This window comes from Vreelandella aquamarina (assembly GCF_900110265.1).
Lineage (GTDB): Bacteria > Pseudomonadota > Gammaproteobacteria > Pseudomonadales > Halomonadaceae > Vreelandella > Vreelandella aquamarina.
In genome coordinates, this window is record NZ_FODB01000001.1 from 127,571 (window position 1) to 140,381 (window position 12,811).

Sequence of the window (12,811 nt, forward strand, 5' to 3'; positions counted from 1 at the left end):
TTGGGGGAAGAGCGATCTGTATTGCTGGCAAGGAAACGGCAAATGCCGTAATTATCGTTATAACGCGCTAAACTATTGCCTTTATTTTCAATGCTGCCCTTATGCACACTCGGTCTAAGCCATAGGAGCTTATGTTTAAGCGCTATTTGCCTATTTTTACCTGGCTGCCCCACTACCATAAGCGTTTGCTTGGAGCCGACCTTCTAGCGGGCTTGATTGTGACCGTTATGGTCATACCTCAATCGCTAGCTTATGCCCTGCTTGCGGGATTGCCAGCCGTGGTAGGCCTCTATGCGAGTATTCTGCCGCAACTGCTGTATACCTTTCTTGGCACCAGCCGCACTCTGGCGGTAGGGCCAGTCGCCATCATCGCGCTGATGACTGGGGCCGCGCTATCCTCGGTGGCCGCGCCTGGTACCCCCGAGTACCTGCAGGCTGCGCTGGTGCTCTCGCTGCTCTCAGGTGCCATTTTGGTGGCCATGGGCGCGCTAAAGATGGGCTTTTTCAGCAATTTTTTAAGCCACCCGGTTATTTCGGGCTTTTTGACCGCTTCGGGAATTTTGATTGCCGTTAGCCAGTTAGGCAGCCTGTTGGGCGTTTCAAGCAGCGGTTTCACTCTGGTAGAGCGCCTGATGACGCTACTGCCTAACCTGCCTACGTTTAACCCTTATACAGTTGCCATTGGCGGTGGAACGCTGCTGTTTCTGGTGCTAATGCGCCGCTATGGCAAACAAAGCTTGATAAAGGTAGGCCTTCCCGCAGCACTCGCTGATTTAATGGCCAAAGCAGGGCCCGTCTTTGCCGTGGTGGTCACTACGGTGGCGGCGTGGCACTGGCAGTTGGCTTACGAGCATGGGGTAGCCGTGGTCGGCACTATTCCCAGCGGTCTGCCCGCACTTAGCTTTCCCTGGGGGGATGCGCCGTTATGGCGAGCACTATTAATACCCGCCATGTTGATTAGCCTAGTGGGGTTTGTCGAGTCGGTTTCTATGGGGCAAATGCTGGCAGCAAAACGGCGCCAGCGTATCTCCCCCAACCAGGAGCTGATTGGCTTAGGGGCCGCCAACTTAGCGGCAGGGTTTACCAGTGGCATGCCTGTCACCGGCGGCTTATCTCGCACCGTCATCAACTACGATGCGGGCGCACAAACGCCTGCTGCTGGGGCCTTTGCCGCACTCGGCATTGCACTTGTGACCATGGCATTTACCGGCTGGCTCTACTATCTGCCCATTGCCACTCTAGCGGCCACCATCACAGTGTCTATTTTAACGCTGGTGGATATCCCCATGCTGCGCCAAACCTGGCGCTATTCGCGCAGCGACTTTGCCGCCATGGCGGTCACGACTCTATTAACGCTGGTGGAAGGCATTGAAGCGGGCATTATTGGCGGGGTGACGCTCTCTATTGCGCTCTTTTTATACCGCACCAGCCGCCCTCACAGTGCGTTAGTGGGCCGAGTGCCGGATACCGAGCACTTTCGTAATGTAGAGCGGCATGATGTGGAGACGGTGAGCAACGCAGCCCTACTGCGCATCGATGAGAGCCTCTACTTCGCCAATGCCCGTTATCTCGAAGACACCGTCTACAACTTGGTGGCCAGCCGCCCAGAGCTTGAGCATGTCGTGCTGATCTGTTCAGCAGTCAACCTGATTGACGCCTCGGCCTTGGAGAGTCTGGATGCCATCAATGCTCGCTTGAAAGATTCCGACGTCAAACTGCACTTATCAGAGGTGAAAGGCCCGGTGATGGACCAGTTGAAAAAAAGCGACTTCCTGGATGCGTTAACCGGGCGGGTATTTTTAAGCACCTACGCGGCATGGCGGCAATTCTCTTAGCTTAGGAACGCATAAACCACTGAAAAGCCAGGCAACCGCCTGGCTTTTTTGTGAGCCTAAGGACTATTTTTGACTGCCCACCAGAACAGCGTTGACAGCCTCTCTAGCCTTACCTACTATCACTCGACCACTTAGCAAAACCAAATACCGCATAGCAAAACACAAAGTAACTAAACGTAACGAACCTAAAAGTAACAATCACAATAGAAGCAACCACAATAAAGGAGCATCTCAATGCGTCCGTTTGCTCACCGCCTACTCATCGCCGCACTTCCCCTTTCTTTATTGAGTGCATCAATCAGCCATGCCAGCGAGGTAGAACTCCCTGGCACTATGGCCTGGACGGCCTACGGCACCAACTCTAGCGGTTACGCCCAAGCCGTTGCGATTGGCAATATGCTGCAGAATAAGTACGACTCTTCTGTGCGCATTCTGCCTGGTGATAACGATGTTTCCCGTATGACGCCCCTTAAACAGGGTCGCGTTGACCTGTGCGCTTGCGGTATCGCCAGCTACTACGGCGCTGAAGGGGTCATGATGTTTGCCGACCGCGATTGGGGTCCGCAGCCGCTGCGCGTGATTACCACCTCTACCGCGTCGTTTGGTCTGTCGCTGGCTGTGGCGGGTGATTTGGACGTTGAAACCCCCGCCGATTTAGCAGGCAAACGCATTGCTTATATTCGCGGTGATGATGCCCTGAACAAAGGCACTGAGGCGTACCTTGCCTTCGGCGGCCTAACCTGGGATGACGTTGAACGCGTTGACTACCCCGGCTATGCCCGCTCTTTCGACGGCATTATTGCTGGCGATGTGGACGCCTCGTTCACTACCACCGTTACACCGCCCGCTCAGCAGCTCGCGAGCAGCCCACGGGGCGTTAGCTGGCCGGTGCTTGACCCTAACGATGAAGCTGGCTGGGAACGCATGGCGGCGGTGGCACCCTACTTCCGCCCCCATGAAGTCACCGCCGGTGCAGGCGGCATTAGCGCCGACAACCCGGTACCCAGCGCCAGCTATCCCTACCCCATTGTGGTGGCGAATCAAGACCTTGAAGACAATGTCGCTTACGGTTTAATCAAAGCGATGCAGGAAAACTACGACGGCTACAAAGATAACGCGCCGGGTGCAGTGGGCTACGCGCTGGAGTACCAGGATTTACAGTGGGTAATCCCATTCCACGACGCAGTGGTGGAGTACTACAAAGAGATCGACGTGTGGACCGATGAGATGCAGGCCCACCAAGACCAACTCGTTGAGCGTCAAAACGTATTAATGCAGGCCTGGGAGCAGTTTATGCAAGACGCACCCAGCGATGCCGATACGTTTACTACTGACTGGATGGCCGCCCGCGCTACGGCGCTCACCGATGCTGGGTTCGAGCCGATCTTCGAGTAACTCGCCACGGGGCGGCGCTCGCCGCCCCTGCTGATTGATGGAACGCCCTATGACCACCGATACCGCACCTGCCAGCACGCCGCAGGTTAAAGAAAAGATCAGCCAAATCCGCGAGCTGCCTCTGGCGCTTCGTTGGGTGCCTGCCACCGTCACCGTATTACTGATGATGATGACGCTGGACTACCTGTTTAACTGGGGCTTGCTCACGTTCGTGACCGGGCTGGAAACTCAGTTTTACTATGCAGTGGTGGCACTGCTTCTGCCGCTCGTGTTTCTGCTATGGCCCATGCGCAGCAGCCAGCAGGAGCAATCGATTCCCTGGTATGACTACCTGCTTAGCGCTGTCACGCTAATTGTGGGCGGCTACTTTGTGTATAACGCTGTTCCCATTCTGGAGCGCGGCTGGGCGTTTGCAGCTCCGGATATCGCCATTTATTTCAGCTATGCCTACTGGTTATTGATTATCGAAGCCGCCCGCCGAGCCGGCGGTTTGCCGATTGCCATCATTGCCGGGGTGTTCTCGCTTTACCCCTTAGTAGCCGATATCGTTCCTGGCCCCATCCAGGCATTCCCCTCTAGCCTGCCTGAAACGGCGATGTACCACACCATGAGCACCGAAAGCATCATGGGGGTTCCGCTACAGGCGTTTGCAGGCCTGGTGATTGGCTTTCTGGTGTTTGGCGTGGTGCTGCAGAAAAGCGGCGGCGGCAAATTCTTCATTAATTTAGCCTTTGCGCTTTTAGGCCATGTACGCGGCGGCCCGGCTAAGGTGTCGATTTTTTCCAGCGGACTGATGGGCTCCATGAGCGGCAGCGTGATCAGTAACGTGCTGACCACCGGGGTACTCTCGATTCCGGCCATGCGCCGCATTGGCATGAGCCGCTCGTTTGCGGGCGGTGTGGAAGCCTGCGCCTCAACCGGTGGCGTATTGATGCCCCCAGTGATGGGCGCCACCGCCTTCGTGATGGCCATGTTCCTGGATATTCCCTACTCAGCAGTGGCGCTGGCAGCGGTCATCCCCTCGATTCTCTATTTCCTTGGTCTGTTCATTCAAATTGATGCCTATGCCGCGCGCAATGACATCAAAGGCCTGCCCGCCATCGAGCTGCCGTCGATTAAGCAAACGCTGAAAGAGGGCTGGTACTTTATCTTCGTCTTCGGCCTGCTGGTGTGGATGCTGCTGATCATGCAACGCGAAGCGGTTGCCCCATTCTATGCGACCGCCCTGCTGTTAGTGCTCAACCAGCTCTCTAAGCAGAATCGCTGGGGTTGGAAGGATGTCACCGAGACGCTCTCGTCGGCGGCCAAGTTATTTGCCGAACTTATCGCCATTCTGGCGGGCGTGGGTATGCTAGTTGGCGCGCTCTCTATGACCGGCCTATCGGGCACCATTGCCAACGACTTTATCAATATCGCCGGCGGCAGCGTGCCATTGCTGCTAATTATGGGCGCGGTCACCAGCTTTGTGTTGGGCATTGGCATGACCGTTACCGCGGCCTATATCTTCCTGGCGGTGGCGCTCGCCCCTGCGCTGATTCAAGGCGGCGGTCTAGACCCCATGGCGGTGCACATGTTCATCCTCTACTGGGGCATGCTCAGCTTTATCACGCCGCCCGTGGCACTGGGTGCCTTTGCCGCCGCCACCGTGGCCGGTGCCCGTCCTATGGAAACCGGCCTGCAGGCCATGCGTCTAGGCAGCGTGATTTACTTTATACCCTTCCTGTTCGTACTGAATCCCGCGCTGATCATGCAGGGCGAACCATGGATGGTCATTGCCGTGTTTATCCAAGCGGTCATCGGCATCATCCTGTTTGCCTCCGCGATGCAAGGCTACCTGATGGGCGTGGGTCGTTTGGGTTACGGCGCGCTGCAGGAAATCGTGATTCGTGCGCTGGTACTGATCGCGGGGCTACTGCTCGCCCTACCGGGCGGCGGCATGGTACCGCTAAGCCAGTGGGATTTGATTGGTTTAGCCGCCGTGGCGCTGCTACCCGCCGTGGTGCTTGCCCGCCTTAGCCAGCGCCATCACCAGCGTTCGCTCACTGCAAACGCTTAATGACACTCTCGAGGAGCCTTATGAGCACAAAAACAACCCTCACCCTCGTACTCGGTAGTTTAACGGCGGGCCTGCTGACGGCTGGCAGTGCCAGCGCCATGCCTAGCACGCTGAATTGGACCGCTTATGGCACCGGCACCAGTGGCCATGCGCAGATTATGGCCATCAGCCAGCTACTACAGGAGGAGCACGGCACTCAGTCCCGGGTTATTCCGGGTGAAAACGACACCATGCGCATGACGCCGCTGAAAACGGGACGCGTGGATCTGTGCGCCTGCGGCATTGCCAGCTACTACGGCTCTGAAGGCGTGATGATGTTCGCCGGGCCGGACTGGGGCCCGCAGCCCATTCGGGTGATTTCTACCTCCATGGCCAGCTTTGGGTTAGGTATGGCCGTGGCAGGCGACGTAGAGATGGATTCCATCGCCGATCTGGAAGGTAAACGTCTAGCCTACCTGCGCGGCGACGACGCGCTGAACAAAGCTGCTGAAGCCTACCTAGCTTTCGCGGGTTTGACCTGGGATGACGTCGAGCGCGTTGACTTCCCCGGCTACAACGCCGCCTTCGACGGCATTATCAGCGGCCGTGCCGATGCCGCTATTACCACCACCGTGACACCGGCGGCGCAGCGGTTAGCGGCTAGCCCTCGTGGCTTACAGTGGCCAGAACTGCCCACTGACGATGAAGCAGGCTGGGCACAGATGCTGGAACTGGCGCCCTACTTCCAGCCCCACGATGTGACGTCAGGCGCGGGTATTAACGCTGAACAGCCGCTGGCCAGCGCCAGCTACCCTTACCCCATTCTAGTGAGCAACGCGGATTTAGCGCCAGAAACCGTCACCGGCTTGATCACCACGCTAGTGGAGTCCTTCGACGACTATAAAGATAACGCCCCAGGGGCTAGCGGCTATGCCCTTGAGAATCAAAACATGACCTGGGTGGTGCCTTTCCACGATGCCGTGGTGGCGTACTACCAGGAAAGCGGTGTATGGACCGATGAAATGGACGCCCACCAGAACGCTTTGGTGGAGCGGCAACAGCTGCTAATGGACACCTGGGAAGCCTATCAAGCCGATGCGCCCGAAGACGAAGCGGCGTTTATCGACGGCTGGATGGAAACCCGGCGGGCTGCCTTACAAGAAGCTGGGTTAAACCCCGTTTTTTGATGTTGCTTCAATCACGACGGAAATCATTACCTAAGGCCGCCTCTGCGCGGCCTTTTGTTTAGCCAACTACGTTCCGCAATGCAGAACGTTGTTTTGCATTATTGACTCCAACGGCGTCTTTCGCCATGATCACCTCATTCCGAATAACAACTTTAAATTTCATATAGCGAAATACGGGAGCCACTATGAGTGTTCACTACCAGCGACATGGCGAGGTCGGCGTCATTAGTATCGCTAACCCGCCCGTCAACGCATTGAGCCAAGCGGTGCGTAGCGGTTTGCTCAGCGCCCTTGAAGAGGGGTTGGCCGACCAGCAGGCCCAAGCACTGGTGGTGATAGCAGAGGGGCGCACCTTTATCGCCGGGGCCGATATACGTGAATTTGGTAAGCCGCCCCAAGCACCGCTGCTACCGGATGTCATTACCCAGCTAGAAGCCTGCCCTAAACCGCTTATCGCATCGCTACACGGCACTGCGCTAGGCGGCGGCTTGGAAGTTGCGCTGGGTTGCCACTATCGTGTTGCGCTGGCAGGCACACGCGTAGGCTTACCAGAAGTGAAGCTTGGCTTACTGCCCGGCGCAGGCGGTACCCAACGGCTGCCCCGCTTGGTAGGTGTGGAAAGATCCCTAGACATCATCACCAGCGGGCGCTTTGTAGACGCCGCTGAAGCGCAGGATATCGGCATTATCGATGCCATCAGCGATGCCCAAACACCGCTGGAAGCGGGTTTGGCAGCGGCAAAAGAGGTATTAGCGGGACAACAGCAGGCGCGCATCACCGGTCAGTTACCCGCCCCAGAGGCCAACTCACAGGCCATTATCGCCATGCGCGAACAGCTTGAAACCAGCGCACCGGCACTGTTCTCTCCGTTTCGCATTGTGGAAGCCGTTGACGCCTGCACCAAAGCCACATCTCTGGAAGAGGGTTTGCGCCGCGAGCGTGAGCTGTTTCTTGCCTGTATGGATTCCCCGCAGCGCGCAGGGCTGATTCACCTCTTTTTTGCCGCTAGAAATCCCCATGTCGTCCCTGGCGTAGACAATGCTGAGCCCTTTGCGCAGATCGCCCTTATCGGTAAACACCCGCTCTTTGAGACGTTTCAAAGCGCTGCCCAGCGCGCCAACATAGTGCTAACCGATACCCCAAACGATAGCACTGAGCTGTGCCTGCTCGCCCCTGGCGAAGACGCAAGCGCCTGCCCTTCTCAAGCGGTCACCGTAGCACTGCAGCCACTCACCGACAGCGCCTCAGACACACTCCTAAGCCTAGTACTTACCGAGCGCGGCCCATTCCATGAGCTGGTCAACCACAGTGCCAGCGCGACCGACCAGCAGCGGGTGGCTTTAACACTCAAAGCGCTGCGGGCCAACGTGGTGGTGAGCAAGTCGCCTAGCTTACTGAGCACGCTTTATAACGCCGCAAAGCAAGCGCCCGACCACAACGCCCAGTCAGCCATGGAGCAGGCGAGCCTGACGCTAGTGCAGCAAGGCGCCTGCTACCGCGAGAGCGATATTGATCTGTTGGCGGTGGAAGCGTTGGGCTACCCACGCCATTTAGGCGGGCCGCATCGCCATGCCACTCTGCAATCCACTTTATCGACGCCTTCCAAGGATGCACACTCATGAACCTGACGTTTAGCCCCGAAGAGCAGGCATTCCGCGAGGAAGTCCGCCGATTTTTAGCCGATGCACTGCCGAGCGACATCCGTGAGCGCGTGCGCCTTGGGCGGCATCTGCGCGCCGATGACCACATCCGCTGGCAGAATATTCTCAGCGAACAAGGGTGGCTTGCCGCCAACTGGCCTGTTGAGCACGGCGGTCCAGGCTGGGGCCCGGTGCAGCGACATATCTTCGATGAAGAGTGTGCCGCCGCCCACGCCCCTACGGTGGTGCCCTTTGGCGTCAATATGGTCGCGCCAGTGATCATGAAATTTGGCAGTGTGGAGCAGCAACAGCACTACCTGCCGCGGATTCTTAATAACCAGGACTGGTGGTGCCAGGGCTACTCCGAGCCGGGTGCTGGCTCGGATTTGGCGGGCTTATCTACCCGCGCCGTGCTCGATGGCGACCACTACATCGTCAACGGGCAGAAAACCTGGACCACCCTAGGCCAGCACGCCAACATGATGTTCTGTTTGGTGCGCACCGACCCACACGCGAAAAAACAGGCGGGTATCAGCTTCTTGCTGATCGATATGCAGACCCCCGGCATTACCGTACGGCCGATTATCACCCTCGACGGCGCTCATGAAGTCAACGAAGTGTTCCTCGATAATGTGCGCGTGCCGGTAGAAAACCGTGTGGGTGAAGAGGGCCAAGGCTGGACCTGCGCCAAATTCCTGCTAACCCACGAGCGCACCGGCATTGCCGGGCTTGGCCACGCCAAGCAGGCACTGCGACATTTGAAGTCCCTCGCCTCCCGTATGCAGCATCGCGGCAATCCGCTCTTATCGCTCCCCAGCTTTCGCCAGCGTGTGGTCAAAGCCGAGCTTGAGCTGATGGCGCTGGAAGTGACCAACCTGCGCGTGATTGCCGCAGCGCGGGATGGCGGCGTGCCGGGTGCAGAGAGCTCGCTGCTAAAAGTACGCGGCTCTGAGCTGCGCCAAGAGATCAGTGAGCTTACCCGCCGTGCGCTTGGGCCTGCTGCCCTGCCATTCTTCCCCGAGTTTCTCCATGGTGATGCGTCGCTAGATGACGAATACGCCCAAGGCGCTGCCGCCAGCGCCCAGTATTTTAATCGTCGCAAGCTGTCGATTTATGGCGGTGCCAACGAAATTCAAAAAAGCATCGTCGCTAAAACCATTTTAGGTATGTAAGGGAGTCACCATGGATTTTGCACTCACCGATGAGCAGCGCATGCTCGAAGAGACACTGACACGCTTGGTGGCCGACCAGGTAACGCCCGAGCAGCGCCGCGCTATGCTGGAAGCGCCAGCACAAGGTGCCAGCCCACTCTGGAGAACGTTCGCAGAATTAGGTCTGCTGCATATGCCGTTTAGCGAAGACGTAGGCGGGCTAGGCGGCGACGGCACCGATGTAATGATTATTATGCAAGCGTTGGGGCGCTGCTTGGTGCCGGAAGCGTACCTGTTTGGGTTAGTCATGCCCGGGCAGCTGCTTGCGCTATGCGCCAACCCCGCACAGCAGGAGCGCTGGCTGGCTCCGCTGTTAGAAGGTGAACACCAGCTCGCCTTGGCTTGGCAAGAACACACCGCCCGCTATGACGCGTTCGACATTTTGACCCAAGCGAGCCAACACGATGGCCAGTGGCAGCTTAATGGCCGCAAAGATGTCGTAATGAACCTCGGCAATGCCGCCGCCACGCTGGTGACCGCCCAACTGCCTAACGGCAAGCTAGGCGCGTTTATCGTCACTGCCAATACTCAAGGCGTCACCTCACATACCTACCGCACGATGGATAACCAGCCCGCAGGTGACCTAACGTTGAACAGCGTGACTCTGCCGCTAGAGAACTGCCTAAGCGAAGACGCAGGTGACGCATTGGCAGAGGTGCTGGCCCTGGGCCGCGCCGCACTTTGCGCAGAAGCCATTGGTGCAATGGAAACTGCCTGCGACCAAACCCTCGCCTACTTAAAAGAGCGCAAGCAGTTTGGCCTGCCGCTGGCCACGTTCCAGTCACTGCAGCACCGCATGGTGGATATGCACCTCCACCTGGAGCAGTCGCGCTCCATGGCAATTCTCGCCGCCACCAGCCTCTCGCTGCCTGCTGACGAGCGGGACTATAAAATCGCCGCTGCCAAGGCCTACTGCGGCGAGTCCGCGCGCTTTATTGCGGAACAAGCCATTCAGCTTCATGGCGGCATGGGTATGACCGAAGAGTGCTACGTGGCCCACTACGCCAAACATCTGGTGATGTTTGATCACTACCTGGGCGACAGCGACTATCACCTTGAGACGGTGAGCGAAAAGCTCGACGCCGCCTAAGGAGAAGCTCATGCACAGTGAAGAAACGTCACTTGTACGCGTTGAGACTACCGAGGGCGGTATCGCCGAAGTGACCATTGCGCGCCCTGCGGTGCGCAATGCCCTCAACGAGCCTACGGCCCTGGCGCTCAATGACACATTAGCCACCGTGGCGGCTGACCCGCAGGTACGCTGCGTGATCCTCAGCGGTGAAGGTAGCGCTTTTTGCGCCGGTGCTGATTTAGCGGAATTCGAAAAGGCCTCCACCCAGCCCGCAAGCCAACGTCTGGCAACGCTTTTTCTGCCTGCGCTGCGCAGCATGATGACGATGGAAAAGCCCGTGATCGCCGCGGTGAGCGGCGCTGCCGCGGGGATTGGTGTGTCCTACGTGCTGGCCAGCGATATGGTGGTGATGGGCCGCTCGGCTTACCTAAAACTGGCCTTTATCAATATTGGCTTGATTCCCGACGGCGGCGCTTGCTGGCATTTGGTACGCAAGCTTGGCCACGCCCAAGCTTTTGAGATGGCGGCACTGGCTACCCCAATGGATGCCGAGCGCTGTGTGGCGCTGGGCTTGGCCAACCGGGCAGTGGAAGATGATCAGGTGTTAGCGGAAGCACGAGCGATGGCACAGGCCCTGGTGGCTCAGTCACCTCAAGCGCTGGGAGCAACGAAACGGGCCATGCGACAGTCAGCGAACCTGTCGCTTGACGACACGCTAACGCTTGAAGGCGCACTGCAGGATGAGTGTAAAGCCACCGATGATTTTCATGCTCGCGTGGCTGCTTTTCGTCAGCGCCGTCGTAACTGATCCAGTGCTTGCTGATAATCCGCACGCAGCGTGGCTATTTCATCGGCCACGCTGTTCAGTGTGGTAATACCCCCCACCCCTTGCCCTGCACCCCAAATATCCCGCCACGCTTTTGCCTTACTGCTGCCGCCTGACCCATAGCGCATGGCGCTTTTGTCACCCTCAGGCAGTGCCTCTGGGTCCATCCCTGCCTGCTCGATGCTTTGGCGCAGGTAGTTACCGTGCACGCCAGTAAATAGATTGGTATAGACGATATCCCCCGCAGCGGCTTCCAATACCATCTGCTTGTACGCGGGCTGAGCATTGGCTTGCTGGGTGGCAATAAAGCGCGTGCCCATATACACCATGTCCACGCCCAGCGCCTGAGCGGCAGCGATCTGCTCACCTTTGGTAATCGCCCCTGCCAGCACCAGCGGGCCATCGTAAAACTGCCTGACCTCCGCCACAAAGGCGAAGGGGTTAAGCCGCCCCGCATGGCCGCCTGCCCCATGGCAGACCAAAATTAGCCCATCCACCCCGGCATCGATGGCTTTTTTAGCGTGCCTGAGTGTGGTCACGTCGTGAAATACCATGCCGCCATAAGCGTGCACTTGCTCGACCACCCGATTGGGCGCATGCAGGCTGGTAATGATCAGCGGCACCTTGAACTCAGCGCATAGCGCCACATCGTGATCCAGACGGTCATTGGTGGGGTGCACGATCTGATTCACCGCAAACGGCGCGGCGGGCTGCTGCGGATTCTGAGCGTTATAGTCGTCTAAGGTATCGGTAATCTGCTGCAGCCACTCCCGAAGCACTTCCGCAGGCCTGGCGTTCAGCGCCGGAAACGCGCCAATAATCCCCGCCTTACACTGGGCAATCACCAGCTCAGGGCCAGAAACGATAAACATGGGAGAGCCGATAACCGGCAGCGTCATGGAGGCAGTCAGTTGGGTTAGCATACGTGGCTCATTATCATTGTTTGTAAGCCCATCAGCGTAAAACCCCAAAAAAAGGGGTTTTAAAGCATGGCCAAAATAGCTGGCATGGCCGGAACAGCCCGTAGCGGGGGTCTTTCGCCAGGGATGGCGAAAGTAGCGCCCATGGACGGGTTTACAGCGCCCCCGCCTAGGGCTATTCCGGACAGCCTCCTAAACTTACAGCTTGCTTTCCAGCTCAGGAAGAATCTCAAACAGATCCCCTACCAGGCCGTAGTCGGCCACCTGGAAGATCGGCGCTTCGTCGTCTTTGTTGATGGCGACGATCACCTTGGAGTCTTTCATGCCCGCCAAGTGCTGAATCGCACCTGAAATACCCACCGCAATATAAAGCTCAGGCGCGACGATCTTACCGGTCTGGCCCACCTGCATGTCGTTAGGAACAAAGCCCGCATCGACCGCCGCACGCGAAGCGCCAATGGCCGCGCCCAGCTTGTCGGCAATGCCGTCCAGCAGCTTGAAGTTCTCGCCGTTACCCATGCCACGGCCACCGGAGATGACGACCTTGGCACCGCCGAGTTCCGGGCGGTCGCTCTGGGCCAGCTCTTCTTTGACAAAGCTGGATTGACTGTTGTCAGCGGCGAACGCTACCGCTTCCACGGCTGCGCTGCCGCCCTGGCCCACCGCATCGAACGCGGTGGTGCGCACGGT

At 58.1% G+C, this 12,811-nt stretch carries 10 protein-coding genes; 8 read left to right on the forward strand and 2 right to left on the reverse strand.

Features of this window, described 5'->3' with window-relative positions:
• The first annotated feature begins 131 nt into the window (after nucleotides 1-131).
• From BMY49_RS00635 to BMY49_RS00670, 8 genes are all read left to right on the forward strand, one after another.
• A complete protein-coding gene (locus tag BMY49_RS00635) occupies nucleotides 132-1,835 on the forward strand; it encodes a SulP family inorganic anion transporter (RefSeq protein WP_089674488.1) in 1,704 nt (567 codons plus the stop codon).
• A 234-nt stretch (nucleotides 1,836-2,069) separates the two neighbouring features.
• Nucleotides 2,070-3,230, forward strand: a complete 1,161-nt coding sequence (locus BMY49_RS00640; RefSeq protein WP_044629161.1) for a TAXI family TRAP transporter solute-binding subunit — start codon at nucleotides 2,070-2,072, stop codon at nucleotides 3,228-3,230.
• A 49-nt stretch (nucleotides 3,231-3,279) separates the two neighbouring features.
• A complete protein-coding gene (locus BMY49_RS00645; protein ID WP_044629162.1) occupies nucleotides 3,280-5,286 on the forward strand; it encodes a TRAP transporter permease in 2,007 nt (668 codons plus the stop codon).
• 20 nt (nucleotides 5,287-5,306) lie between these two features.
• Nucleotides 5,307-6,452, forward strand: coding sequence for a TAXI family TRAP transporter solute-binding subunit (locus BMY49_RS00650; protein ID WP_044629163.1), 1,146 nt, complete (start codon nucleotides 5,307-5,309; stop codon nucleotides 6,450-6,452).
• A gap of 185 nt (nucleotides 6,453-6,637) precedes the next feature.
• Nucleotides 6,638-8,074, forward strand: coding sequence for an enoyl-CoA hydratase/isomerase family protein (locus tag BMY49_RS00655; RefSeq protein ID WP_089674490.1), 1,437 nt, complete (start codon nucleotides 6,638-6,640; stop codon nucleotides 8,072-8,074).
• Complete coding sequence (locus tag BMY49_RS00660; protein ID WP_089674492.1) at nucleotides 8,071-9,264, forward strand: acyl-CoA dehydrogenase family protein; 1,194 nt, start codon at nucleotides 8,071-8,073, stop codon at nucleotides 9,262-9,264. Before BMY49_RS00655 ends, BMY49_RS00660 begins: the two co-directional genes overlap by 4 nt.
• A 10-nt stretch (nucleotides 9,265-9,274) precedes the next feature.
• Nucleotides 9,275-10,393: an acyl-CoA dehydrogenase family protein gene (locus tag BMY49_RS00665; RefSeq protein WP_089674494.1), complete on the forward strand. Its 1,119-nt coding sequence runs from the start codon at nucleotides 9,275-9,277 to the stop codon at nucleotides 10,391-10,393.
• A 10-nt stretch (nucleotides 10,394-10,403) separates the two neighbouring features.
• A complete protein-coding gene (locus BMY49_RS00670; RefSeq protein WP_089674496.1) occupies nucleotides 10,404-11,183 on the forward strand; it encodes an enoyl-CoA hydratase/isomerase family protein in 780 nt (259 codons plus the stop codon).
• Here BMY49_RS00670 and BMY49_RS00675 read toward each other — a convergent pair.
• Both BMY49_RS00675 and BMY49_RS00680 read right to left on the reverse strand, forming a co-directional pair.
• On the reverse strand, nucleotides 11,165-12,124 hold the full coding sequence (locus BMY49_RS00675; RefSeq protein WP_044629168.1) for an NAD(P)H-dependent flavin oxidoreductase: 960 nt from the start codon (nucleotides 12,122-12,124) through the stop codon (nucleotides 11,165-11,167). The genes BMY49_RS00670 and BMY49_RS00675 overlap by 19 nt on opposite strands.
• A gap of 195 nt (nucleotides 12,125-12,319) precedes the next feature.
• Nucleotides 12,320-12,811: electron transfer flavoprotein subunit alpha/FixB family protein (locus tag BMY49_RS00680; protein ID WP_208596160.1), on the reverse strand; the 492-nt coding region annotated here is incomplete at its 5' end.